Genomic DNA, 26203 nt, shown 5'->3' with positions numbered 1-26203 from the left:
TAAAAACACAAAGCACTATTGTTGAACCTAGTGGATTAATTTTATATCAACAAATGGCTACTATTTGATCTAGATTAAAACAAAGTGGCACAATTTCTGAGTTAATAGAGAGTATAAGCAAATTGATCGTTCAATATGCCTTGTTTTACACTAAATAAGTGCATAAAATTTAGACACCATCTAAAGTTTGCACCGATAAAGGGCATGTTTTGTATGATTTACAGTCAATGAACGTGATTTTTTGTAATTCCATTTCACAAAATTAGATTAAAACTGTAATATTGCCGAATTAATAGACTATTAATGTAATTTAATTACCATGCGGAGGGGCATATGAGCTTCAAGAAACAATACCTTAAGTCAAAACCAGTGTGTAAAGTCACTTTCAAGTTGTCGAAAGAAGAAGCTAAGAATGCTGAAACAGTGCGTTTAGTAGGAGATTTCAATGATTGGGATATCGAGACATCTCCTATGAAGAAATTGAAGAACGGTTCTTTTTCTTCAACCATAAACCTACCTGCGGATGCAGAGTATCAATTTCGATATTTGTTAAATGATGAAGAGTGGGAAAACGATTGGAACGCGGATGCTTATGTGACATCGCCAATTTCGTTTGACGAAAACTCAGTCGTATCAGTGTAATTTTTGTAAGCTATTTTAAAAGAGAAAACCAAACCAAATTATCATGAATTATAAAAAAGGCAGTCTTGCTTCATCATAGCAGACTGCCTTTTTGATTTTTCTATATAGTTTAAAGTGCAGCTTCTAACTCAGGCAATACATCAAACAAATCGCCCACTAAGCCATAATCGGCTACTTGGAAAATTGGCGCTTCTTCATCCTTATTAATAGCAACAATCACTTTTGAATCTTTCATACCCGCTAAATGCTGAATAGCACCAGAGATCCCTACCGCAATGTATAATTGAGGAGCGACAATCTTACCCGTCTGCCCTACTTGCATATCATTTGGCACAAAGCCAGCATCAACAGCAGCACGTGAAGCACCAATAGCAGCGCCTAACTTATCAGCGATACCTTCAAGTAATTTGAAGTTTTCACCATTTTGCATACCGCGACCACCTGAAATAATCACCTCAGCAGCGGTTAATTCAGGACGCTCAGATTCGGTAAGCTCTGCGCTGACAAATGCTGATTTATCGGCAACTTTAAGGGTATCAATTGTTTCAACTGCAGCAGAACCACTTTCTTCTGCTCCATCAAATGCTGACGCACGCACAGTAAGTACCTTTTTGCTATCACTACTTTGTACAGTAGCAATCGCATTACCCGCATAAATTGGACGCACAAAGGTATCTTCGCTCTCTACTGCGATAACATCGGAAATTTGTGCAACATCTAAAAGGGCTGCTACACGGGGCATAAAGTTCTTACCCGTAGTCGTTGCCGCTGCAATTACATGGGAATAATCTGCAGCTAACTCAGTGACTAAGTCAGCAATATTCTCTGCCATTTGGTGAGCATATTCTGCGTTATCGGCCAACAATACTTTGCTTACGCCGGAAATTTTAGTTGCTTGTTCAGCGACTGCTGCACAATCTTGCCCAGCAACCAAAACAACTACGTCAGCTGCCATTTTACTGGCTGCATTGACTAGTTTGTGAGTTTCAGTTTTTAATTGTTCATTGTCGTGTTCTGCATATACTAAAACAGCCATTAGATCACCTTCGCTTCAGTTTTTAATTTGTTGACCAGCTCTGCTACATCTGCCACTTTTATGCCACCTGAACGCTGTGCTGGTGGAGTAACTTTCAATGTTTTCACATTCGATGTAAGAGATACTCCGAAACCATCAGCTGGTTTAACATCAATGGGTTTACGTTTTGCTTTCATGATATTAGGCAGAGTTGCATAACGGGGTTCATTAAGTCGTAAATCTGTAGTGACTACGGCTGGAAGATTCAATTCAACAGTTTGCAAACCACCGTCGATTTCCCGTGTCACTTTCACTTTTTCACCTTCAATATCCACTACAGACGCGAAAGTACCTTGAGGCATACCTGAAATGGCAGCTAACATTTGACCGGTTTGGTTGTTGTCAGAATCGATCGACTGTTTACCTAAAATAACCAACCCTGGTTGTTCTTCTTCAACCACTTTTGCTAATAGTTTTGCCACTTGAAGGGAATCTAAATTTTCACTGGTATCGATTTGGATACCACGATCAGCTCCCAAAGCTAGGGCTGTTCTAATTTGCTCTTGGCAGGCTTTGTCACCAATTGAAACCACTACAATTTCATCAGCAATACCTTTTTCTTTTAATCGAACCGCCTCTTCTACAGCAATTTCACAAAATGGATTAATTGACATTTTTGTATTGGTCAAATCGACCGCGCTGTTATCGGCTTTAACGCGAACTTTTACGTTGTAATCAATGGCACGTTTAACCGGCACTAAAATTTTCATGTTTACCTCTATACGATATAAAGTGTCGAAAAGTTGTAACGCAAAATCTGCGTATTTGTAAGGTTGTCTAAATTTACTGGCTGTTTACCTAAACGTCAACGACTGTATTACAAACTTACAAATCAATGTTTCAGTATTTTAGCCATAAATATAGCCAATAATTTCCATTTGAGCTTCAGTTTTATTATGTTAATGTTAATAAAAAGTACTATTTTTCAACCTTATTATTGCTTCACATTTACATTTTAATTAAGCCCTAACTATTTGATATAGTTAACATTAATATCAAGCAAAAGGACGTTATCAGGTGCTATGTAGTAGATAATGGAAACTATATGCGTGATGAATAGTAGCAAACAATTTTGGTAAGTATGAGTGATAGTTGCTTAACTATTTATTTCTTTAATTAATAGATATCTATAAGGGAGAAACCCGTGGAACGTGAATCGATGGAGTTCGATGTGGTGGTAGTAGGCGCAGGTCCAGCTGGTCTATCAACCGCATGTAAAATTATGCAATTAGCTCAGCAAAACGAACAAGAGCTTATGGTATGTGTTGTCGAAAAAGGTTCTGAGGTAGGTGCTCATATTCTTTCAGGCGCAGTGTTTGAAACTCAAGCAATGGATGAACTCTTTCCGGACTGGAATGAGCGTGGTGCTCCTATCACGACTAAAGTGACCGAAGACCACATTTATTATCTAAAAAGTGAAAATTCTGCTACGCAATTACCTAACTTTATGACACCTAAGACTATGCATAATCATGGGAATTATATCGTCAGTATGGGTAACGTCTGTCGTTGGTTGGCGGAACAGGCTGAGCAATTGGGAGTGGAAGTTTTCCCCGGTTTCGCCGCTTCAGAAATAATTTATAATCAGGACGGCAGCGTCGGCGGAATTATTACTGGCGACATGGGCATAAGCGAGACAGGCGAACACAAAGACAGCTATATGCCTGGCATGGAACTAAGAGCTAAATACACAGTGTTTGCTGAAGGTTGTCGAGGTCACTTAGGCAAACAACTTATATCTAAATTTGAACTCGATAAAGATGCTGCACCTCAACATTACGGTATCGGTTTTAAAGAAATCTGGGATATCGATCCTAGCAAACACCAAGAAGGTTTAGTGGTTCACACTGCGGGTTGGCCTCTAAGCAGTGAAACAGGCGGCAGCTATCTTTACCATGCTGAAAACAATCAAGTTTTAGTGGGTATCATTATCGACCTAAATTATAAAAACCCACACTTGAGTCCCTTTGATGAATTCCAAAGAGTAAAACAACACCCTGTATTGAAACAATACTTAGAAGGCGGCAAGCGTGTATCTTATGGCGCGAGAGCGATTGCTAAAGGTGGATATAACTCCCTGCCCAAGATGACCTTCCCGGGTGGAATTATGGTGGGTTGCGACGCGGGTACTCTTAATTTCGCAAAAATTAAGGGAAATCATACTGCCATGAAATCCGGTATCTTAGCAGCTGAAACCATAGTGGAAGCTATTAGCCAAGATAAAGTCGGTCAAGACCTAACGTCCTACACTGAGAAATTTGAGAACTCGTGGTTGTATAAAGAACTGTATAGTTCACAGAATTTCGGCGCAGCCTTGCACAAGTTTGGCACCTTTTTAGGGGGCGCTTATAATACCTTTGAACAAAATATCTTGGGCGGAAAAGTTCTGTTTAAGTTAAAAGATACAAGTACTGATCACGGCGCTATTGGTTTAGCGAGTGAATTTACTAAAATAGATTATCCTAAACCTGATGGTGTTATTAGCTTTGACAAACTCTCTTCGGTCTTTTTATCCAATACCAACCATGAAGAAGATCAGCCTTGTCATTTGCGATTAAAAGATCCCGCTACGCCTATTGTCATTAATTTGCCCAAATACGATGAACCTGCGCAAAGGTATTGCCCTGCCGGTGTGTATGAGATTATTGACAGCCCAGAAGGCGAAAAACAGCTACAAATTAATGCTCAGAACTGTGTACATTGTAAAACCTGCGACATTAAAGACCCTACACAAAATATCGTGTGGGTGACGCCTGAAGGCGCAGGGGGACCTAATTACCCGAATATGTAACTAAATGATTAAGCACATAGGCAGAAAATTGCTAATTTCTGGCTATGTGCAATTAATTCAATTAAATTGCTTGTATATCCGTTCACTTATCCCTATCTAACTACTTATGCAATCAATTAATTATCATCTAAGCAGCAACGAAGCTGAAAAACCTTATTTAGTACTTTTACATGGCCTTTTTGGCAGCCTAGATAATTTGTCTATGGTAAGAAAAGCTGTTGAGAGCAATTACAATGTTCTGAGTATCGACTTACCTGATCACGGTAAATCCGCCTTCACTGACGGATTCTCGTTCACCGGGTATGCCAACAAAATAGTGCAATTAATAGCGTCTTTGAACATCCAAAAAGTATCCATTTTAGGGCATTCTTTGGGTGGTAAAATAGCCATGAAAATAGCCCTTGATAATCCCCAACTAATCGAAAAGCTAGTTGTAGCTGATATTGCTCCGGTAAGCTATACACCTCGTCATCAGAACGTTTTTAGTGCATTAAACGCGGTGAACTTAGAAAGCATAACTTCACGAAGTAATGCTGATGCTGTGATGTCTGAATATTTAAAAGAGCCAGGTGTCAGTCAATTCTTACTAAAAAGTTTAAAGCAAGTTGATGGCAAGTGGCGCTGGGATTTTAACTTACCGCTGTTGCAACATGATTACTCGGCTATTTCTGAAGGAATTGCTAGTGATAATGTTTGCTTGGCCCCCGTACTCTTTATTAAAGGTGGTCAGTCAGATTACATATTGCCAGAACACAAATCAGCTATTAGTGCTTTGTTTCCAAACAGCAGTGCAAAAGTGATTGGCTCGGCTGGTCACTGGTTACATGCTCAAAAACCCGTCATTTTTAATCGTTTGGTTAACGATTTTTTGCAAAATGATACTTGTGGGTAATTCGCTTGTGTCACTTTGTATGGTATATTCTGCGCGTTTTTTTATTCAGAAGGTTTTGCGATGCTAAATGAATATTATGAGCAAATAGAAGCTATCGTGTTAAACCTGACCTTGGTTGCGCTTTTTGCCTTAATGGGATTTGCGATACACGATGTGTTAAAAAAGAACAATGTGCCCTTCCTTGGTCGAGCCGTTGTTTATCTTGTTTTATTTTTAGGTGCAGCCGGTTTTATTGCTAAAGGTTTGATCCAGATCTTTTGGGAAAACAGTGGTATTTAATATAATTAGGCATCGAATTAGTTAAGTAAAGGAAAGTTGGAATGGCAAGTGTAGGTTTATTTTTTGGAAGTGATACAGGCAACACAGAGCACGTTGCAAAAATGATCCAAAAAGAACTGGGTAAGAACCTTATTGATGTTCACGATATTGCTAAAAGCAGTAAAGAAGACATTGCTGAGTTTGATTTACTTTTATTCGGGATCCCAACTTGGTATTACGGTGAAGCTCAATGTGATTGGGATGATTTTTTCCCGGAGTTGGAAGAAATTGATTTCAATGACAAACTAGTGGCTATTTTTGGTTGTGGCGATCAAGAAGATTACGCCGAATATTTCCTAGATGCGATGGGCATGATTCGTGATATCGTCGAAGCTAGAGGCGCTATTCTGGTCGGCCAATGGCCTTGTGAAGGTTATGATTTTGAAGCATCTAAAGGCATGGCAGATGATGAGCATTTTGTTGGGCTAGGTATTGATGAAGATCGTCAACCCGAGCTAACGGAACAAAGAGTGAAAGATTGGTGTAAGCAAATTCACGAAGAACTTTGTTTGTCTGAATTAGCCTAATCTTTCGAATTTAGCATGCCCTCTTCTGTGTACACAAGCGTTGGTCGGTTTTAACAACCCTAGCGCTTATTTTTTGGCGTAAAAATAAGTAATTAAACAATATTAGCTTTGTATAAATACTACAATTTAAACTGACTAACCGCTTTTTTCATTTCCACCATTAAATCCGTTAGTGTTTGATTTGCCGCTGCAGAAGAATAAGTAGATTCTGCACTTTTCTCAGCCAAAGCAACAATCTCGGCTAGGTTATCTGCAATTTTCTCAAATAGCCCATCTTGTTCTACACTATCGCTGACAATATCTTGATTCATTTTCCGTAAACTATCTATGGTTTCGTATATTTCAGCGACTTGTTGCGCCACATCAAAAATTTGCGCTTCGCTTTGCTTGGCGTAATTTGCACCTGTATTGATAGCCTTGACTGCTTGTTCTGCATCGGTCTGAAAACTGGCTATCATAGATTCAATTTCTTCCGTGGAGTTTTGAGTACGATTTGCTAACGTGCGCACTTCATCAGCAACCACAGCAAAGCCTCTCCCCTGTTCACCCGCTCGCGCTGCCTCTATCGCAGCATTTAAGGCTAACAAGTTAGTTTGCTCGGCAATAGTTTTAATCACATCTAAAATACTGCCGATTTTCTTACTATTTTCATCTAATCTATTAATTATTTTTGAGGAGTGAGCAGCTTGCTGAGTTTGTTCAGATATTTGAGTTTGCGTGGAGGATACTAACTTTCTGACATTGGCACTTTGTAAGCTTACCTGTTGCAACTGCTGCATTCCATTTTGAATATGTTCGGTATTCATTTTACTGGCTTGTCGAATTGAATGGGTATCCAATGCTGTTAAGCCCAACTGTTCCTTTTGTTGCTCAACTTGATGCAACGTTTGTTTACTTAAATTGGCTGTCGTCACCGTAGCATTTTCCAATGACTTTTCTTGAATAAGGATCTTTTCAATCACTGCATGCAAGTTTTCAGTGACCTTATTAACGTTCTTTGCCAATACCGCAAACTCATCTTGGTTTGTAGAATAAGCTTTGTGGGTTAAATCTCCACTGCTAATTACAGCCAAACTGCGATTAATTCTTGCCAACGGCAGGGCGATACTACGTGTGGCAATGCTGCCAAATACGATCGCTGCCAATAGGGCAAAAATCAATAAGATTAACCCCTTCCAGATATTTGAGTTAACCGTTTCTATAATGGCCTGTTGCCCTAGCAACGTGTCTTGATTGACCTCTGAAAAAACCGTTGAAAAATGCTGCCTTGCACCATCTAAATGCTCATTCGCAATAGCGTAAAAAGCGTTTGCCTGAAGTATTAAGTCTAGTCTGTTACCTTGTTTTGAAAACAAACCGGGCTCTTGCTGTAGTGTATTTTGTAACTGCAAAAATTGTTCATTGAGCGACTGCACGTATCCTTCAGTATCAATGCTTTGTGCTAATCTATTAATATAGTCGATGTCGACTTGTACGTTGCTCAGAGTAAACTCAATGTCGCCCTTGATGGTTTCACTTAATTGATTATCATTAGTAGCAATATACTCTTTGATGGAAGTAAACAATGGCATAATTTTGTTATCTGCATTAATGGCTGTACCTATTAACACTTCAAGATTAGGATCCTCGTTTTCCAAAAATGTCATATCGCCTAACAGGGCGCTGGTTTCGTCCGCCATGGCAACAATATTGGTGGCTGTCTGCTTGATCTCAATATCCAATAATAATTGTTTGCGTTTTGCCTGGAACATATTTTTAGATTGCTCAACGTATGCTAAAGCGCTCTGTAAACCCTGTTGAAAAGAAACATTTTTAGCACCTATTAGTTGATCAAGGTTTTCAAGATTAAGCAAAAATTCCGATGATAATAGCTCAAAGTTCTGTTGATTAGCGTCTAATTCATCCAATGATTGTTCGAAATAACCTTTAGTCGAGATTGTGGCAAGTGACAAAATACCGGTTTGAATTTGTAACATGTTTCCCTGCACTGGCATTTTGTGTTGAACCACACTTTTAGCTGATTGACGTATGTCATCTAAACTAAGATAAGAAACTAAATTTGTGACTAACATTACACACCCGAACAATATAAAACCGGTAATAATTTTGCCTATGACATTAAGTCCCATAATTAACTTTAGCCCTAATTAATCGATTATTTTGTTAACCAACCTCGATGAGTTTTCATTAACATTGACGTCAGCTTGGCCCAGCCCACCTAATTTAGCTAATTTGCGCAGTCACCTTGGTAGTTAGATTTCATTCTTTGGATCATCCTTAAAGAGTAGCATGTTACAAAAATGTTGCTTTGGTCGGAATATTTAACGACTTTAATGATTAGTTTGTTCGCTATCCCTTTCATATTTCCTATACTTCCCTATAATGAAGCCACCAGTTATCGTTTAGAAAAACAGATGGATCAAAATAAAGAATTAAAAAAAGCAGGGCTTAAAATAACCCTACCAAGATTAAAAATTCTCGAGGTTTTGCAAGCGCCTGCAAACCAACATATAAGTGCGGAAGACGTATACAAGCTATTAATAGAACAAGGTGAAGAAATAGGCTTAGCCACGGTTTATCGCGTTCTCAATCAATTTGATGATGCCGGAATATTAAACAGACATCATTTTGAAGGTGGTAAATCCGTATTTGAAATCAGTCATAAGCAACATCACGATCATTTAGTATGTTTAAAATGTGGCAAAGTGATCGAATTTGAAGATCCGATTATTGAAAAACGTCAAGAAGAAGTAGCAGCTCAAAATAAAATGAAATTAACCCATCACAGTTTGTATCTGTATGGTGAGTGCACTGACGGAACTTGTGACGAAGATTAGTCACGATGAAGAGAAGATTGAATTGAAATTCAATCTTCTATGAATTGATGGTTCTGCGACGAGTGCGTTTTGGCATTCTAGTGACTAGTTCATAACCTATCGTATCTGCCCAAGATGCCACTTCATTTACCAATAAATTTTTTCCCCACAACTCTACCTCTGAATCAATTTCTATCCCTGTTAAGCCTGTCACGTCAACAGTGATCATATCCATAGAGACTCTGCCACACAACTTAGCGTGTTGTCTATTCACTAACACTGGAGTACCAAGCTTAGCAGTACGAGGGTATCCATCACCATATCCTGCAGCGATGGTGGCCACGACAGAATCTTTGCTGGCGACCCAAGTATTCCCATAGCCCACCGTTTCTCCTTTAGGCACATTCCTAAGAGCAATCACCTTGGACATAAACGCCATAACAGGGAGTAGTTGTTGCTGCATGCTATGCTCAGGTAAGTTATCTACAGACAGTTTATTCGTGGGCATAAACGGCGAAACGCCATATAACATGATGCCAGGACGATTCCATGTCCCCCGCGCTATAGGCCAAGCTTTAAGCCCCGCAGAATTAGCGATACTGGTTTCAATTTGTATAGAAAAATGGCTCTCCAACTGCTTATGACAGTTGGCAAATTTTTCAATTTGTTGATTGGTAAAGTGATTATTAGTTTCGTCAGCAGAAGATAAATGCGTCATGAGCACCACATTTTTTACCTGCTTTACGCCTTTTAACCTTGCGTAAATATCCATGACCTGTTCAGGCAAAAAGCCAAGTCTATGCATACCGGTATCAACCTTCAACCAAATAGCAATCTGTTGTTTCGCGTCCAAATTTTCAAGCATTTGACACTGATAAAGGTTATGCATAACCACGCTAAACCCATATTGACAGGCGATAAACAGTTCCTCTAAGCTAAAACATCCCTCCAACAACAATATTGGTGCAGTAATACCTTGTTGACGTAATTCAATTCCTTCTTCTAAGCTAGAGACCGCAAACATAGAAACAGTTTGTTCCAGCGCCTTAGCAATTTCTGCTGCACCATGGCCATAAGCATCCGCTTTAACCACCGCCACAGTTTGACTGTCTGGAGATAGTGATTGAGCATAATGGCAATTTGCAATTAAAGCGTTTAAATCGATTGTAATTTCAGTGGGGCGTGTCATTAAGTAGCGTGTCCTGATGCAATAAAAAGTAGTAAAAAATTAAAAGTCAGTAATCATATTTAAATTGATTAAATAACGAATTCACTTCTTTATACGTTTTTCCAATCTTGCCACTACCAATTTTTTCTCCGTCTAAGGTTATCGCTGGTGCAATATTTTTAGTCGAACTGGTTAACCAAATTTCATCCGCAGATCGAGCTTGTTGTAAACTGATATTTTGCTCCAAGACTTGATAATCAGTATGCGTTCTCAAAAGATCTAAAACAATTGCTCGTGTAATCCCTGGTAATAATTGCGAGTCCAAAGACGGCGTAAAAATCTGTTTATTTTTAACCACAAAAACATTGCAAGATGATGCTTCTGTAATTTGCTCAGCTTCATTGAAAAGCAAGCATTCATCGACATTGTGATCTTGACTACTTTGGTAATGTAAAACGTTGCCCAACAAAGAGGTAGACTTAATATGACATTGACGCCAGCGCAGATCTTGCTGGCTTACTAAGTGCAACCCTTGGTGATTCCCATCATCATAATTAACTGGTGGTTTAATGGCGTAACACATCATAAATAAGGTTGGTTCGATATTGTCAGGGAAACCATGTTGCCGTTTAGGACTGACCCCTCGACTCACTTGAATATAAATGGCCAGGCTATCTCCGCTATTTTGCCTTAACAGCTCGCTTAAAAGCTGTCGCCACTTGTCCTCAGACCAATCTAAGTTAATGCCTATCGCTGTTAAGCTATTTTGCAAACGTCTGATATGTGGAGCAAAGCCGACCATTTTCCGGTCATAGGCGGGTATTACCTCGTAAATCCCATCCCCAAACAAAAAACCACGATCAAGTGGGGATATCATCGCCTCACTTTGGGGCATGAAAGTACCATTAAGGAATACAATTGAATCAGTCATATTACTGCCAAAATATTAGTTAGATTGAATTCGGGTGAAAAGCTTAGCGTGTTTAACTTCTGCCAGATTAACCAAGTTGTGGGCGGTTTGAATGTCAATTGCTGAAAAAGTGACTTTGCATCCAGGTGTTGCTTGAGACAATTTGTCACAATCAACGGACAAGACACTGCCCACCTTGTAGTAGCCTCCTACAGTCTGCCTATCATCCAACATAATAATAGGTAACCCTTGCTGAGGAATTTGCACAGCACCTCGGGTAATTCCTTCTGATAACATTGGTTGATTCGGTGCCGCAATAGGATTGCCAGTCAACTTACAAGCCATTCTACTTGAGTCGGGGCTTACGACGTATTGATTAAGATATAGTTGCCTTATCGCCACAGCTGAAAAGTCGTTAATTTGATAGCCCTCGACCAATCTCAAGGTTAATTCACTATTTGCCGCAACCTTAACACTTCTTTGGGCCTCAAGAGGAGCGATTTTTGGTATTTTGAGCTCAGTGGCAGGAGTTTGACTATAGAATGCAATTTGATCTCCGAGCTTCAATACTTGCCCGTCTTGCGTTAAGCCCCCTAGCCTATCGCGCATAACCGTTGTGCAACTTCCAAAGATTTCTGGTACATGAAAACCTTGATGGACAGCCACATAACTACGAAGCCCATTATCGGATTTATTAATGGTTAAAACATCACCGGCATTCAATTTAAAATTGCGCCAAGATAGGAAAATGCGATCATTAATAGAAATCTCAGTAGCGCCCCCAGATATCGCCACCTGGCAATAAGAAAGGGCTTTGAAACTAAATCCGCAACCAACTACTTCAATACTAGGGGCATTATCTTTATTATCACATAACCAGTTAGCCCATAGGCAACTGCGTCGGTCTGCCGGACCACCAGAGGTGATCCCCAAGTGCTGGTAGCCTCTTCGACCTGAATCCACTAACATACTTTGTAAGCCAGTAGTCATTATTTCAATAACATGATTCACGAATTGTGCTCCAGCATTTGGTAATACTTATCTTCACTAATTTGCTTAAACCTAACGGTATCGCCTACTTTGAATGGAGAAGGTGATGTTCGTTTTGGGGCAAATAATTCTAGCGGACAAACACCAACAATATTCCATCCTCCTGGCGATTCATTAGGATAGATAGCGGTTTGTCGATCAGCGATAGCCACTGCACCTTTTGGCACTTTCTTACGAGGGGCTGTTAATCTAGGGGTGGCTATATTGTCATGGGTTTCCCCTAGAAATGCGAAGCCAGGCGCAAAACCTAAACAATAAACTCGGTAGCTGAGTTGTTGGTGCAGTTGAATAACTTCATGGACAGGCATGTTATTGTGTTTAGCAATTCGCTGTAAATCGTTGTCTTCAGGCAAGCCATAGCAGACCGGGATATCAACAATATTCGGTGTCAGTGAAGTACCTGCGTTTACGCCATTGTCATTTTGTAGAGTCTTAACCAATTCTAAAATGCGTGCTTTCACTGCAAAAAAATCTGTAAGAAAAATGTCGAAACTAATTAATACAGAATGATATGCAGGGATAACCTCTTGCACCCAAGGAATATCTGTCTGTTGCAATAGGTGCACAAACATACTTACTTGTTGATTTTTTTCATTGAGTGTTAGCCCATCAAAATAGACAATTAAGGCATTTTCGCTGGCTACATTTATCGTAACTTCTGGGTACTTCATGATTCGATTGACTTAACTAGTTTAAAGACAGTCATAAAGATAATAGCTCACGGATATGTTTCACCGCTTCGGCTGCACCTTTACTATCACCATGGACACATAGTGTGTCTATTTTTAACGGTAAAACTTGTCCCGATGCAGATACTACTTCTTGGCTTTCTACCATTCTCTTTACCTGCGCAAACATATCATTTAGCTGCAACACGGCTCCGGGTTTAGCGCGGGATAATAGCAACCCTGTTTCTGTATATCGCCTATCTGCAAAGGCTTCAAATTGAAGTTCAACATGATACTTATTTGCTATTTGCTTGAAAGATTGCCAATCCGATACCGCTTGAACGACCAAAATTAATCCTTCTGAATATAGACTGACAGCCTTTACAACAGTTTCAAATAAACTTTGGTTAGCCATCATATCGTTATATAAAGCGCCGTGTGGCTTGACATAATCGACAGTTTTAGCATGAATTTTAGCCATGCCCTCTAATGCCGCAATTTGATAATGTAGCAGTGGAATTAGTTCAGCTTCGGACAAGGCCATACTGCGACGACCAAAACCTTGTAAGTCAGGGTAGGAAGGATGTGCACCTATTATTACATTGTGCTTTTTTGCAGAGATGATAGCGGATTGCATAGCCTGCGGGTCACCACTGTGAAAACCGCAAGCAATGTTAGCCATGTCGACGTATGGCATAATTAAATCGTCATGCGGCATGCGCCACGCCCCATAACTTTCACCTAAGTCACAATTTAGTTTGATCAAGCGCTTATTGCTCCATGTAAATTCAGATATAATGGTGATCTAAGGCGAGTTCAACATAGTGATTTTCACACAGATCACAACTAAGATTCGCTAGTTTACTTTATTCTTAAAAAAAGTCAGGTGTATGCTACAAATTGGAAAAATGAATCGCTTAGAAGTGGTTGACAAATTGCCCTTTGGATTTTATCTAGATGGTTCCCAAGTGGAACGTATTTTACTGCCAAATGGTTCTGCGCCTGAAGGTTGTGAAGTTGGTCAAATGGTCAATGTTTTTATTTATCATGACAGCGAGGATCGCATTATAGCGACCTCTAAGATCCCCCTCGCCCAGGTAAATGAAGTTGCGGTATTAAAAGTAAAAAGCCTAACGCGTGTTGGTGCTTTTTTAGATTGGGGGTTAGAAAAAGATCTTTTAGTTCCTTTTAGTGAACAAGAACGCCCTATGTCCGAGGGTGTTGAGTATGTCGTTTATGTTTTTGAAGATCCAGAAACCGGACGCCTTGCAGCATCTACTAAGCTTCGCGACTTTTTATCTGAAGAGGGTCATGATCTTAAAGCTGGAGTAGAAGCAGATTTGATCATTTGTGGTCGCACAGATTTAGGCTACAAAGCGGTGATAAATGGTACTCATCTTGGCCTAATTTTTAAGGACGAAGTGTTTAAACCAATTCGAACTGGTCAACAGATGAAAGGTTTCATTAAACGTATTCGCGAAGATGGAAAAATTGATTTGTGTTTTCAGTTTCACAATGAACAAGCAAGAAAAGAGCTAACCGAGCTTATCATTGACGATTTAATAGCCCATGACGGCCTTTCAACGTTAACCGATAAAAGTCCTCCCCATGAAATTACTCAGCGCTTTGGAGCCAGTAAAAATGCCTATAAAAAGGCTTTGGGATCGCTGTTTAAACAAAAACGTATTTTAATCGATAAAACGAAAATCACACTAGTAAAGTAAAACTATAACGACCTTAACAAGGAACAAGAAATGCAAGCCACTGTTACCTGGCAAAAAGATATGCTGTTTGATTGTGAAACCGAATCGGGTAAAAAACTCCAATTAGATGGAAATGGTGATCAATTAACACCAATGGAGACAGTCCTATTATCCGTAGGAGCCTGTTCTTCCGTTGATGTAGTTGAAATTATGAAGAAATCTCGTCTGCCTCTAACAAGTTGCCGATGTGAACTCTCAGCAACTCGAGCAGATTCTGCTCCAAAAGTATTTACCGATATTCATGCAGAATATGTAGTTAGCGGTGAAAAAATAAGTGATAAACACCTAGCTCGTGCAGTGCAGTTATCCTGTGAAAAATATTGTTCAGTGATGTTGATGTTAACTGGAAATGTGAACATAACCACGTCTTATCGAGTTGAAGAGTGATAAAGAAAAAAGCCTGTTTATTTGATAAACAGGCTGTACTGGTTTTGCTTATGTCTTTTTATTTTTAGATTACGACCGGTTCTGTGGTTTCTGCTGCTTCAACGGCAGTGGAATTATCTAAAGCTTGTTTATCTCTAACGTTTTTTTGGACAGTCACAGCTGCAAACAAACTTAATGTATATGCCATAGCGTAAAATCCTTTTTCACTCAATAATAAATCAGCATTGATCAAACCAATCACTAAAAGCCCTATGGCTAGACCGGAAGATAACCATGACAAGGTGCTGTAAATAGATGAAGTGTTTATACCTTCAGCCTTATCTCTTACATTTTTCTGCAAAGAAACTGTAGAAAATAATCCATAAAGTAACGTTATTAGATAGTAACCTTTTTCATTAAGTAACATTTGAGCATTAAAGAGCCCCACACCATAAGCACCGATGCCGATAATCAAAGCTGCAACAGCTGCATAGGTATAAGATTTTGTTGGGGCGTGCATAGAAGTCGTTACCGGTTGTGTTGTCATAATAATTCCCTGTTGTTTAATGTGTTATCTAAGGTATGGATAAAGCTTGCCTTCAACAAGGCCATTAATAAACCCAATTTTTAAATGTAGCTTATTTCAAGCCCTAAAGTTTATTATTAATATACCTTACAATGAGTTTATATCTCCGCTTGCCGTGAAAGTAATAAATTCACTGGCCAATTCGTTCCGTCTTAGGTAATTGCCAATGGTGGTAAACGTCGCTGTAAATACCTTGCCGTCGTGATCTTTAGTAGTGACATCATCCATGAATAGAGAGCCAAAAAACAATTTAAATGGGTTAGTCTTGACCTGTTGTGCATGGAAATGTGCTTTTGCATTAACCTTCAATTGCGCAACATCTCGCGTGCCGTAGATGGCCGAATTAAGTAAATCTAGAGTGTACTCAGTACAGTTTTGAAAGGTCGAATTGAACGGGTTAGCAATAACCGAATAGTGTTGATTGTGCAGAGCTTTATCGTTTCCCGAAGCGATCAATTCTATCAGTTTTTCCTGTACTTCTTTGCGTGGAATTAAAATGCCGGCAGTTAATTCATGTACACCCCAGAAGAAATCCACTGGATAGTCGACAATGAGTTCACTTTGATTCGGCTTTCCATTTATTTGATAAAGGTTATGTATTGCGTAACCTTGCACTACTTCACCATTGTCCAAGGTAATATTTGAATACAATGCTACTGCCGTATGGGTAAACTTAATTCCTTCAGGCAAATCTTTCTCTGGCCTCCCTACTCTTGCAATAATAAATGCTCTAGCGCCCTTAGAGGCTGCATATTTTTCAACGTCTTTGGCAAATTTAATAATTTTCTTAGGCTCGTGCTGACTAGGAGCATCACTTTGACTGCCAGCAAATACAATGTTAGGCAAAAAACTAAACGTACTAATCATGATGAGTAGATAATATGTTCGAGATTTCATTTCCTTAGTCTCCGTACAAAAGTTATTAGAATTATTCAAAAGCGTCAGGCTAATTTACTGTCGTTTAATCACTTGATTAGGGGCAGGATCAGCAGTGATAGTATGCTCAGTGATAATCAATGTTTGTTGATGATGATGTTCATGAGAAGCACTATGGGAGGACATGAGGCCATCACTTAATGCATCCCCGGCCTCTACAACAGCGCTTCCAGCAACTAAGCTCACGCTACCTGCGACTATCACTGGGGTGACCATTACCACGCTAGCCACTTTAGCGGTAGAAGCTAATCCTTCCGATGCAGCTAAAGCAGTATGTTTACTTGCCTGTCCACTATGATGGACAGATCCTTCAGCAAGTGCGTTCAAAGATGATGTAGATAAAATGATTATTAAAGCAGTAGTTAAGGCTTTCATATTGTTCTTCCTGTTTGTTGTGAACGAGATGAACAATAGCTTTCAGGTATACCCTGTGTAAACAATACTGTTTTATGTATACTAAACATCAACCATTAGTTTATTATTTTAATACCCGAGGAAAAGAATGAGTCAAATTGGACAGGTAAGTAAAACGCTCAAGCAGCTTTTAAAACAACATCAAATTACCTATCGAGCGCTTGCCGATAAGTTAGCAATGAGTGAGGCCAACATAAAACGCATTTTTTCAACTAATAGTTTTACACTAGAACGTCTTGAAGAAATATGCGACATACTGCAGATGTCACTTTCTGACCTGTTTGTGGTAGCACAGCAACAAACCGAGAAACTCAGCCAACTTACGGAAGAACAAGAACTACAATTACTCGCCGATCCTAAATTACTGCTGGTTGCCGTGTGTGTGCGGGATTCGTGGAAATTTAACGAATTGATTGAACACTACGATATTGATCAATACGAATGTACCCGCTTATTAGCAAAACTAGACAAACTTAAAATAATCAGCTTGTTACCCAATAATTACTATAAGACCTTGATTGCTCAAGATTTTAGATGGATACCTGGCGGTCCGTTAGAGAAATTTATGGAACAGGAGGTAATGGTGAAATTCATGGCTCCCAAAAAAGATGAAAAGTGGAATTTCAGGCTTTATATCCGGGGTAGATATTCACAAACGTCAATAGAGATTATTCAGCGCAAGTTAAACCAGCTAACTAAGGAAGCATCTGATCTCAACCAAGAAGATGCCTCACTACCACTATCTAAGCGTCAACACATGGGCATATTGATGGCAATGCGACCTTGGGAGCCCTCACTATTTGAAAGCATGCGCAGAGTTGATGATGGGGACAGTTGATGGTGGTTTATCAATATTATGGGACAAATTGATAAACCACTGAATAATATGTTAGGTTAATATTCGAGCTATGTGAGTTTTAATTTGACCTGGGAGGAATAAATGACATCGGAAAACTCAAATAAAGATGACAATAGCTTTATGCATTTTGCTGCACTTAAAACCGCAATAGTGAATGGCGAAACGCAGACTGTAAAAAGTCTTATATCTGAGCATTCAATGCAAGAACTTGAAAAAAGCTACCTCATTGATTTAGCTAATTTAAACAACAACAGCGCAGTTTTAGCGTTACTTAAAGGTATTCCTGTGAAAAAGTAAGCTTGATTGAAATTCTCCTAAGCTTTTCTTTTGTTGGACAGCCACAAATTTAAAATCAAGACAGCCACAAACTAGACCACCTCTTTCAAGTAATCCACTAAGCTTTAGGTATTAGATTCAACAGGAAGAACTATGCCTTTAGCAAGGAAGCGTCAAATTTGTTTGACGGACACTCCCTACTATCACTGCGTGTCCCGCTGTGTTCGTCGGGCTTATTTGTGTGGGAAAGACAACGTCACAGGAAAAAGTTTTGAACACCGTCGTCAGTGGGTTGAAGACCGATTACTGTTTTTATCCACGGTATTTGCCATTGATGTCTGTGCCTACGCCATTATGAGCAATCATTCCCATGTGGTGTTGCATGTTAACGTGAACGACGCTAATCACTGGACGGACAAACAAGTGTGCGCAAGATGGCATAAATTACACAAAGGAACGCTGTTAACCCAGCAATTCTTGAGTAGTGAAACCACATCGTTTTCTGCGCCAGAATTAGACAGTTTGCAAGCCACTTTATCCATCTACCGACAACGGCTAATGGATATCAGTTGGTTCATGCGCGAACTTAACGAACCCATTGCGCGAAAAGCCAATCATGAAGACCAATGTACCGGCCATTTCTGGGAAGGACGCTTTAAATCTCAAGCGCTATTAGATGAGCATGCAATAGCCGCATGCATGGTTTATGTGGATTTAAACCCAATTCGGGCAAAATTAGCCACCACACCTGAAACCTCTAAACATACCAGCGTCAGACGACGTATTATCGACTTGAAACACGGAAAACAACCTTCAACATTGATGCCATTTTTAAGCAACGTATTAACCCGTCAAACAACCGTGATACCGTTTAATCTTATAGACTATCTAAAGTTAGTCGACCTTTCCGGGCGTAGTCTACATCCCACTAAAAGTGGTGCAATAAATATGAATCAGTCACCTATCCTTCAGCGACTTGGTTTTGATGAACAAACTTGGAATACCCTTTTTTCAAGCTTCGAAGAAACTTTTAGTGTCGCAGCAGGCCAAAACGACACTCTTAAAAGTTATAAACGACGACGTCGACATAAGCGCTTAGTTGGTTCAATTTAATAATAATTCAATCAAGTTAATTTCTGAATCGAAAAATACTGCTTAGTCATATATCGGCAAAACTATCGCGCACCTAATTAACTGCCACACTTCAATATTTCGTTTTTAGCTCATTTTAAAAAAGAATTATATTCACTTTTAGCTTGTCTATAAAAATAACTTAGCATTACATATTGTTATTCATACAAAGTAGTGTCTGTCTAATTAAATAATTAACTATGCCTGTCCAAATTTAAAGATCATACAAAGTTATGCCTGTCCATTTAAACATGCCTGTCCAATTTAAAAAACACGATTTGTCCACAAAAAAACACCGTTTTAACATGCTAAAACGGTGTTTATGTTTGTCGAAGTTTTATTTACAAACAACTTGATAGATGAATAGCAGGATCCGCCTCTCTTGCTTTTATTGCATCTGCAACTGTTAAGCCTAGTGCTTTAGCTATACCCTCACCATATTCTGGGTGACATTTATTACAATTGCGAATATGACGAAATTTAATAAAATCAAAAGTATCACCCATTTGCCTTGCAGTATTTTCAAATAGAGCTTGCTTTTGTTCATCATTCATTAAATTAAATAATGCACGAGGCTGACTGAAATAGTCTTCATCATCTTCACGGAAATCATAACGTTTAGCATAGCCATCTATTTTCAAAGGTGGTTCCGCGAACTGTTGTTGCTCCTGCCACTGTTGAAAGCTATTAGGTTCGTAGTGAGGTTTATCGCCGTAATTGCCGTCGACTCGACCTTGACCGTCACGAGCATTACTATTCACAGGGCAGCGGGCTTTGTTCACCGGAATTTGATTCAGGTTCACACCCACTCGATAACGTTGAGCATCTGCATAATTTATCAGTCTAGCCTGCAGCATACGATCTGGTGAAACACTAATACCTGGAACTAAATTACTGGGAGCAAAGGCTGCTTGCTCAACATCTGCAAAATAGTTTTCAGCGTTTTTATTGAGCTCAAACTCACCAACTTCTATTAATGGGTAATCTCCTTTAGGCCACACTTTAGTCAAATCAAAAGGATGGTAAGGAACTTTATCCGCTTCAGCCTCTGGCATAATTTGTACATACATCTTCCACTTAGGAAAATCTCCCTGCTCGATGGCCTCATAGAGGTCTTTTTGATTGCTTTCTCGATCCATAGCAACCACGTCTGCAGCTTCGCTATCGGTTAAGTTTTTAATACCTTGTTGAGTGCGGAAATGAAACTTAACCCAATAGCGTTCGCCTGCCTCGTTCCAAAAGCTATAGGTGTGAGAGCCAAAACCATGCATATGCCGATATGAAGCTGGAATACCACGATCACTCATTACCACAGTTACTTGATGCAACGCTTCTGGCAATAATGTCCAAAAATCCCAATTATTTGTAGCCGATCGCATATTAGTACGAGGGTCACGCTTAACTGCTTTGTTTAAGTCTGGAAATTTAAGAGGATCTCGCAAAAAGAAAACAGGGGTATTATTGCCAACCATATCCCATATCCCTTCTTCAGTATAAAACTTCAAAGCAAACCCTCGAATATCGCGTTCAGCATCAGCGGCACCGCGCTCTCCAGCTACCGTACTAAAACGCGCAAACATTTCAGTTTTTTTACCTACCTCACTAAATATTTTGGCGCGAGTGTATTTACTAATATCTTGAGTAACGGTGAACGTACCATATGCCCCTGACCCCTTAGCATGCATGCGCCTTTCAGGAATGACCTCACGTACAAAGTTGCCAAGCTTTTCATTTAACCACACGTCTTGCGCTAAAACCGGACCTCGTTTGCCTGCAGTTAAACTATTTTGATTGTCGACTACCGGCGCGCCACTGCTAGTAGTGAGGTCTGTTGGTTCATATGGACATTTTTTATCGCTCATTACACTTGCTCCTGTTAGAAACTAATCGGTATTTCATGTTTAGATCACAACTACCACAATTTTCGAAGTATAGAAGATGTCTTATTTTTTACTGAACATTAAAAATTTAAAAATAAATTTATGGCTGTCCAACAATTTAGTCCAACAATTTAACCCTAGAAATTAAAAAAATCATGCCTGTCCCAAAATACCCAAAATACCTTTACCATGAAATAATGACACTAAATTGGTATTAGTAGAGACTACTTAGCTAATTTCTCTTGTTGTTCTTGCGTTAACACTTTCCAATATTTTTCGTCAATCTCAACCAAAGGATCAGACATTTTGAGTAGCGACAAATAATCGAAAATATCTCCCTGCAACCTTTTTAACTCCTTACTTTTAAAGGAATCGGAGTTAGTTAGTACAGCCTGTCCTTCAAGCTTTTTCAACAAGTTATCAAGATATTCGGTATTAACCTGAATCTTTGATTTTGAATCTTGAATATCACTAAATGCTGCTGCAGTATCTAATATAGACAATCTTTTGTTAGCTTGTTGTTCTTTTTTGGCTGACTGGTCAGTTGCCTGTCTGGCAAGTAAATCAGCTTTTTTCAATGCCATCTGTTCGGCTTCTTCCTGACTCAAGGCTATTTCTTCTGGAATTTGCTCGTCAACTTCGACCTCTAAGGGTAGCTCAAGCTCCAATGCCAAGGGTTCAATTTCCACATTATCCATTGCCTTGGCAGCTAAAGTTAACGCTTCTTTTTCAGCATATTGGGCCCGCTCAGGTTCATCCAGCTGTTGCTCTGTAAATTCTTCTTTCTGGGGCAATGGTGCACTCGCCATTCGCGTCGAAACTGACGGTTTACTTAAATCTTTAGTTTGCAATTTAGCTTTGCTAGCTCCTTCGCTTTCATCCAAAGTCGCTTGATCAGCAATTTCATAGCTATCTACATCAGCCTGTGGTGCCTGTTCAAAACGCGGGTCGAACTGCTCGTACTGCGTGTAAACCACTAAGCTAATGAACATCACTGAAGCAGCAATTGATGCAGGCCATTGCCATTGTCGCCATTTAGTTGACTGATTTTTAGCATCAATACGTTGCTTCGCTAAGGTTAAAATGTGGCTGTCCACTAACTGGGAAGGTGCTGGTTTATTTTGAGATTGGTATAAATTGCTGACTTCTGAGTCAACTATATCTTCACTAGAGGATGTTGGATTGTTATTCATGATGGGCATCCTCGGTTCCCCAATCTGGCATCTTTTTAGATAAACAGTCTCTTAACTGAGCATAGGCATAACGTAATCTACTTTTCGTTGCTTCATGGGAAGAACCAACGATCTCCGCAATTTGTTTTATCGTTAACGTCGACTCTTCTTTAAGTAGAAAAACATCCAAAAACTTCACGGGTAACCTTTTCATGCATTCTTTCAGGAAAAACCGCTGTTTATCAGCTATCAGCATTTTCTCCCCCCTAGTTTGATGAACTTCTGAGTCATTAATTTGGCCCTCTGCACCGTCCACAGAATCATCAATCACCTTTTCGACAACTTGCAAATGCCTCACTTGATCAACTACTCGGTTGCGCGCCATTGTGTATAACCAAGTTGAAAATTTAGCGTTTGGCTCAAATGACTCCGCACGATCGATAACTTTACTCCAAGTATCCTGAAATAAGTCTTCGGCTAATTGCTGATTTTTCAATTGCCTCAACAAATAACGATACAGACCGCCTTTATGTCGTTCATATAAAAGCTTAAACGATGCTGAATCTCCACCAGCAAATCGTTTAAGCAATTCTTCATCTACTACTTGATTCAAACGAATTTATCTTCCCTTAAATTAATAAGACCTAGCCAATCTCACACCCTGTGTCTTAATTTCTGTATTTTGTTTGCGCTCTTCATGGGTAGTTGAACCCGTGGTTTCTGACTTCAGAGTTTTCGCCATTCTCACCAAAGAAACAAATTCAGCACGATAGCCATAATCATCCTTGCCTTTGTTGTCATTAGCAAGTTCTATAATCTTTTCAAAATCTAAATTTGCAGTGTATTTACTATTTCTCAATAATTGTGCAAAACCCACAACAGAAGTCGCAAATTTAAAATCAACAGATTGGGCATCGAAATCAATAATATTTTGTTTTTCAATTATTTGGTCAAGCAAAATACTGTTATCGTCATCCATGGGTTTATATCTTAGCTTGACATGTGCCAGTTCGTTTTCCAAATTAGAAGCGTCACTATTATGATTTTGTTTATAGCGTAAATCGTCGTTAAACTTGACTCCACCTTGCAATACCACTTCATAAAAAGCCGTCACAGTGTGGCCATCGCCTATTTCTCCGGCGTCTACCTTATCGTTGTTGAAATCCTCATTTTTCAAATTACGATTTTCATAACCAATTAAGCGATATTCAGCCACAGTATTGGGGTTAAACTCCACCTGAATTTTCACGTCACGGGCAACAGATTGCAAAGTCGCATTCAACTCTTCCACCAGTACTTTTCGTGCTTCCTGTAACGTATCAATGTAAGCGTAATTACCATTTCCTTTGTCAGCTAACTGCTCCATTAAATGATCATTGTAGTTACCTTGACCAAAACCTAAGGTTGTGAGTTCAATACCTTGTTGTTTTTGTTGTTCAACTAATTCGATTAATTGTTGATGATTAACCCTACCTACATTGAAATCACCGTCGGTGGCTAGGATCACCCGATTGACGCCATTTTTCTTAAATGCCTGCTTAGCCAATTTATATGCAAGTTCAATCCCCTCACCTCCATTGGTTGAACCACCAGCGGATAAACGATTTAACGCTTGCTCGATTTTTACTGTCTGATTCGCCTCGGTAGGCTCCAGCACCACGCCAGATGCTCCTGCATAAACCACAATAGCAACGCTGTCATTTTCAGTTAATTGTTTTGTCAGCATAGTTAGCGCCCGCTTAACTAAAGGTAACTTGTTTGCAGAGTTCATAGAGCCCGACACATCCAACAAAAACACTAAATTTTTATCACTACCATTAACCTCTTGGTCAGATCCATCTGTTTGACTATTTTTTGGCTTATCTAAAGAATGAGCCTTTAGGCCAATTCGCATCAACAAACGCCCGTCATTCCAAGGTGAATTAGCCACTTGAGTATCAATTACAAAAGGATGCTCAGGGTCATCAGCTACGGGATATTGATAATCAAAATAATTCACGAATTCTTCAATTCTTATGGCATCAGCTGGCGGTAGCCACCCCTGATTTAGCATCCGCCTGGCGTTGCTGTAGCTCCCTGAATCCACATCTATTGAAAATGTAGAAACAGGATTAGTATTGGTTGTAAATACCTGATTTTCTTCTTGTTGTTGATATTTTTCAGTAAAGGTGGGGTTCTGCGGCATTTGCGGCGGATAATAACCCGGTGAAGTGGCGGATAAGTCAGCCATAGCAAACTCTTGAGTTTGCAGTCGCTGTCTCTTTTGCAATGCTCCTTGAGCCCTAGCGTGTGCCTCTGCCCGCTGAGCAGCTACCATAACCTCCTCAGCCTTAGCTGAATCTTTAACCTGTTTTTCATTTTCATTGATTGTGCAAGCCGCAATACTCAAGGCAAGTCCAGTCGTAGCAAACAAATAACTCATTCTTCTGAGGGTAAATTTAGGTTTAGTTACTAGATTAATAGTATCTTGACGTTTTGAGTTGTCTGATTTATTCGTGTTCATTTTTATTCCTTTTACACTTAGTTATCAGTACCAACGAATGAGTATTAAAAAGGGGTTATTTATTTTTCAATATCTTATCAAAATGTATTCTGCAGCATTTTCACTCAACTATTAGCAAATAAACCAAGTATTAGTAAATTTAACCAAACACAGTTAATCAATTTCAAAATTAAATTCATGAATGGCTATATCCATTTGATTTATATAGTTTTTTACAAGTGGCATGGTGAGTGCTTAGTTTACAGAAAAGGACTCTCTTACGAGTGGTCATTAATCAAAGCACAATGCAAATTGTCGTTACGAACTTAATTTAAAATGTTTGGTTAAATTTGGAAAATACAATGGACACTAATAATTATCACAACCATATTTCAATTTCACGCTCATCACTAAAACAGTTATCCCTAGCCGTTATGATTTGCTCGAGTTTCTTATTGACCGCATGTGGACAGGCAGAAGCCAATAAAAACGAAAAAACCGAAACAGAACAGGCTAAAGTTATTCCAATTCCAGTTGAAGTGAAGAGTTTGAGCCGTGGTGATATTTCTTCTAATTATGCAACAACCGCCGTTTTAGAGGCAAAAGAAGAAGCCTTTGTGGTTGCTAGAGCATCAGGGATCATTGATCAGATTTTAGTAGAAGAAGGTGATTACGTTAAAAAAGGCCAAATATTAGCGAAACTAGATCCCGAACGTTATGAATTAAACTTATTAAGAGCAGCGGCTGATTTACAAGGTATTGAAAAGGAACTTGCGAAAGTTAATAAGGTTTATCACAAAAAACTCATCAGTGATGACACTTATGACAAACTCACAGCTCAATATGAATCAGCAAAAGCAACCTTAGCCTTAGCTAAACTCGATTTAAAAGAGGCAACCATAGTCGCGCCTATTAGTGGCTATATCGCAGAAAGAAATGCAAAAGTGGGCAATCTAACGGAATCCTTCCAGCGCGAGCGCATGTTTCATATTGTGCAACAAAAGCAGCTATACGGAATTGTTTACCTACCAGAAAAAGAACTCTCTCGCGTACACGAAAATCAACAGGCTAGCCTATCAATATCTGCACTGAACGATACACTCATTAATGCTTATGTAGAGCGTATTAGCCCTGTCATTGACGCAAAAACTGGCACTTTCAAAGTCACCCTTAGGGTACCCAACGAGGATAATTTGCTAAAAGCAGGGATGTTCTCTCAGGTCAGTTTAAATTACGACACCCGTCAAAATGCGACTTTATTACCGCGCAAAGCTTTACTCGCCATTGACGACAAAACCAACGTGTTTGTGGTCGACGCCAATGGGATTGCTAACAAAATAGCCATTAAAGTTGGCTACCAGGAAGGCAACTTCGTAGAAGTGACCGAAGGTCTAATTGGTGGTGAAAAAGTAGTAGTGACTGGTCATCAAAACCTCAAAGACAAAGCTGTTGTTGAAATCGTAAACAGCTAATTGGGGAGC

Annotated in this window: 27 protein-coding genes; 12 read left to right on the top strand and 15 right to left on the bottom strand. The window is 39.4% G+C overall.

Annotation, left to right across the window (positions count from 1 at the left end):
* Positions 1 to 333 precede the first annotated feature (333 nt).
* Positions 334 to 642: an isoamylase early set domain-containing protein gene (locus Q4574_RS10135; RefSeq protein ID WP_303473962.1), complete on the top strand. Its 309-nt coding sequence runs from the start codon at positions 334 to 336 to the stop codon at positions 640 to 642.
* A gap of 109 nt (positions 643 to 751) precedes the next feature.
* Here Q4574_RS10135 and Q4574_RS10130 read toward each other — a convergent pair whose 3' ends face one another.
* Positions 752 to 1678: an electron transfer flavoprotein subunit alpha/FixB family protein gene (locus tag Q4574_RS10130; protein WP_303473961.1), complete on the bottom strand. Its 927-nt coding sequence runs from the start codon at positions 1676 to 1678 to the stop codon at positions 752 to 754.
* The gene (locus tag Q4574_RS10125) at positions 1678 to 2427 is read right to left on the bottom strand and encodes an electron transfer flavoprotein subunit beta/FixA family protein (RefSeq protein ID WP_303473960.1); all 750 of its coding nucleotides are present in this window, start codon (positions 2425 to 2427) and stop codon (positions 1678 to 1680) included. Before Q4574_RS10125 ends, Q4574_RS10130 begins: the two co-directional genes overlap by 1 nt.
* A gap of 449 nt (positions 2428 to 2876) precedes the next feature.
* On the opposite strand from Q4574_RS10125, the gene Q4574_RS10120 reads away from it, so the two are divergent.
* From Q4574_RS10120 to fldA, 4 genes are all read left to right on the top strand, one after another.
* Positions 2877 to 4508: an electron transfer flavoprotein-ubiquinone oxidoreductase gene (locus Q4574_RS10120; RefSeq protein WP_303474070.1), complete on the top strand. Its 1632-nt coding sequence runs from the start codon at positions 2877 to 2879 to the stop codon at positions 4506 to 4508.
* A 106-nt stretch (positions 4509 to 4614) separates the two neighbouring features.
* Complete coding sequence (locus Q4574_RS10115) at positions 4615 to 5400, top strand: alpha/beta fold hydrolase (RefSeq protein WP_303473959.1); 786 nt, start codon at positions 4615 to 4617, stop codon at positions 5398 to 5400.
* Between the two features lie 60 nt (positions 5401 to 5460).
* Positions 5461 to 5679 carry a DUF2788 domain-containing protein gene (locus Q4574_RS10110; protein ID WP_216047512.1) on the top strand — a complete coding sequence of 73 codons (219 nt, stop codon included), beginning with the start codon at positions 5461 to 5463 and terminating at the stop codon, positions 5677 to 5679.
* 41 nt (positions 5680 to 5720) lie between these two features.
* Positions 5721 to 6245, top strand: a complete 525-nt coding sequence (gene fldA / locus Q4574_RS10105; RefSeq protein WP_303473957.1) for a flavodoxin FldA — start codon at positions 5721 to 5723, stop codon at positions 6243 to 6245.
* 119 nt (positions 6246 to 6364) lie between these two features.
* On the opposite strand, the gene Q4574_RS10100 is transcribed toward fldA, so the two are convergent.
* A complete protein-coding gene (locus Q4574_RS10100) occupies positions 6365 to 8317 on the bottom strand; it encodes a methyl-accepting chemotaxis protein (RefSeq protein WP_303473956.1) in 1953 nt (650 codons plus the stop codon).
* A 342-nt stretch (positions 8318 to 8659) separates the two neighbouring features.
* On the opposite strand from Q4574_RS10100, the gene fur reads away from it, so the two are divergent.
* Positions 8660 to 9082 carry a ferric iron uptake transcriptional regulator gene (gene fur / locus Q4574_RS10095; RefSeq protein ID WP_303474069.1) on the top strand — a complete coding sequence of 141 codons (423 nt, stop codon included), beginning with the start codon at positions 8660 to 8662 and terminating at the stop codon, positions 9080 to 9082.
* Positions 9083 to 9119: 37 nt separating this feature from the next.
* On the opposite strand, the gene alr is transcribed toward fur, so the two are convergent.
* The 5 genes from alr to Q4574_RS10070 are packed head-to-tail and all read right to left on the bottom strand — an operon-like array spanning position 9120 to position 13620.
* Positions 9120 to 10250: an alanine racemase gene (gene alr / locus Q4574_RS10090; RefSeq protein ID WP_303473955.1), complete on the bottom strand. Its 1131-nt coding sequence runs from the start codon at positions 10248 to 10250 to the stop codon at positions 9120 to 9122.
* Between the two features lie 46 nt (positions 10251 to 10296).
* Positions 10297 to 11160 (bottom strand): aminotransferase class IV, encoded by an 864-nt coding sequence (locus Q4574_RS10085; RefSeq protein ID WP_303473954.1) that lies wholly within the window; start codon positions 11158 to 11160, stop codon positions 10297 to 10299.
* Between the two features lie 15 nt (positions 11161 to 11175).
* Positions 11176 to 12150, bottom strand: coding sequence for a biotin-dependent carboxyltransferase family protein (locus Q4574_RS10080; RefSeq protein WP_303473953.1), 975 nt, complete (start codon positions 12148 to 12150; stop codon positions 11176 to 11178).
* Positions 12147 to 12860, bottom strand: a complete 714-nt coding sequence (gene pxpB, locus Q4574_RS10075) for a 5-oxoprolinase subunit PxpB (RefSeq protein WP_303473952.1) — start codon at positions 12858 to 12860, stop codon at positions 12147 to 12149. The genes Q4574_RS10080 and pxpB overlap by 4 nt, the downstream gene beginning before the upstream one ends.
* A gap of 31 nt (positions 12861 to 12891) precedes the next feature.
* On the bottom strand, positions 12892 to 13620 hold the full coding sequence (locus Q4574_RS10070; RefSeq protein WP_303474067.1) for a 5-oxoprolinase subunit PxpA: 729 nt from the start codon (positions 13618 to 13620) through the stop codon (positions 12892 to 12894).
* Between the two features lie 127 nt (positions 13621 to 13747).
* Here Q4574_RS10070 and Q4574_RS10065 point away from each other — a divergent pair, with 127 nt between their 5' ends.
* A complete protein-coding gene (locus Q4574_RS10065; RefSeq protein ID WP_303473951.1) occupies positions 13748 to 14581 on the top strand; it encodes a S1 RNA-binding domain-containing protein in 834 nt (277 codons plus the stop codon).
* A 30-nt stretch (positions 14582 to 14611) separates the two neighbouring features.
* Entirely contained in the window at positions 14612 to 15007 is a 396-nt protein-coding gene (locus Q4574_RS10060) for an OsmC family protein (RefSeq protein ID WP_303473950.1), read from the top strand.
* Between the two features lie 64 nt (positions 15008 to 15071).
* On the opposite strand, the gene yiaA is transcribed toward Q4574_RS10060, so the two are convergent.
* The 3 genes from yiaA to Q4574_RS10045 form a co-directional block, all read right to left on the bottom strand.
* Positions 15072 to 15533, bottom strand: coding sequence for an inner membrane protein YiaA (yiaA, locus tag Q4574_RS10055; protein ID WP_303473948.1), 462 nt, complete (start codon positions 15531 to 15533; stop codon positions 15072 to 15074).
* A gap of 126 nt (positions 15534 to 15659) precedes the next feature.
* A complete protein-coding gene (locus Q4574_RS10050) occupies positions 15660 to 16469 on the bottom strand; it encodes a DUF2145 domain-containing protein (RefSeq protein WP_303473947.1) in 810 nt (269 codons plus the stop codon).
* Between the two features lie 54 nt (positions 16470 to 16523).
* A complete protein-coding gene (locus Q4574_RS10045) occupies positions 16524 to 16883 on the bottom strand; it encodes a hypothetical protein (protein ID WP_303473946.1) in 360 nt (119 codons plus the stop codon).
* A gap of 127 nt (positions 16884 to 17010) precedes the next feature.
* Between Q4574_RS10045 and Q4574_RS10040 the strand changes: the two genes are divergently transcribed.
* From Q4574_RS10040 to Q4574_RS10030, 3 genes are all read left to right on the top strand, one after another.
* A complete protein-coding gene (locus Q4574_RS10040; RefSeq protein ID WP_303473945.1) occupies positions 17011 to 17760 on the top strand; it encodes a helix-turn-helix transcriptional regulator in 750 nt (249 codons plus the stop codon).
* A gap of 102 nt (positions 17761 to 17862) precedes the next feature.
* The gene (locus Q4574_RS10035) at positions 17863 to 18078 is read left to right on the top strand and encodes a hypothetical protein (RefSeq protein WP_303473944.1); all 216 of its coding nucleotides are present in this window, start codon (positions 17863 to 17865) and stop codon (positions 18076 to 18078) included.
* A gap of 132 nt (positions 18079 to 18210) precedes the next feature.
* Positions 18211 to 19170: a transposase gene (locus tag Q4574_RS10030; RefSeq protein WP_303473943.1), complete on the top strand. Its 960-nt coding sequence runs from the start codon at positions 18211 to 18213 to the stop codon at positions 19168 to 19170.
* Positions 19171 to 19529: 359 nt separating this feature from the next.
* On the opposite strand, the gene Q4574_RS10025 is transcribed toward Q4574_RS10030, so the two are convergent.
* From Q4574_RS10025 to Q4574_RS10010, 4 genes are all read right to left on the bottom strand, one after another.
* A complete protein-coding gene (locus tag Q4574_RS10025; protein WP_303473942.1) occupies positions 19530 to 21050 on the bottom strand; it encodes a catalase in 1521 nt (506 codons plus the stop codon).
* A gap of 242 nt (positions 21051 to 21292) precedes the next feature.
* Complete coding sequence (locus Q4574_RS10020) at positions 21293 to 22261, bottom strand: hypothetical protein (RefSeq protein ID WP_303473941.1); 969 nt, start codon at positions 22259 to 22261, stop codon at positions 21293 to 21295.
* The gene (locus tag Q4574_RS10015) at positions 22254 to 22853 is read right to left on the bottom strand and encodes a sigma-70 family RNA polymerase sigma factor (RefSeq protein ID WP_303473940.1); all 600 of its coding nucleotides are present in this window, start codon (positions 22851 to 22853) and stop codon (positions 22254 to 22256) included. Before Q4574_RS10015 ends, Q4574_RS10020 begins: the two co-directional genes overlap by 8 nt.
* A gap of 21 nt (positions 22854 to 22874) precedes the next feature.
* Positions 22875 to 24743: a VWA domain-containing protein gene (locus tag Q4574_RS10010; RefSeq protein ID WP_303473939.1), complete on the bottom strand. Its 1869-nt coding sequence runs from the start codon at positions 24741 to 24743 to the stop codon at positions 22875 to 22877.
* Between the two features lie 341 nt (positions 24744 to 25084).
* Here Q4574_RS10010 and Q4574_RS10005 point away from each other — a divergent pair, with 341 nt between their 5' ends.
* Positions 25085 to 26194, top strand: coding sequence for an efflux RND transporter periplasmic adaptor subunit (locus tag Q4574_RS10005; protein ID WP_303473937.1), 1110 nt, complete (start codon positions 25085 to 25087; stop codon positions 26192 to 26194).
* Positions 26195 to 26203: the final 9 nt, after the last annotated feature.

The organism is Aliiglaciecola sp. 3_MG-2023, from assembly GCF_030548205.1.
Classification (GTDB): Bacteria; Pseudomonadota; Gammaproteobacteria; order Enterobacterales; family Alteromonadaceae; genus Aliiglaciecola.
This window is presented reverse-complemented; position numbering and strand designations above follow the sequence as displayed.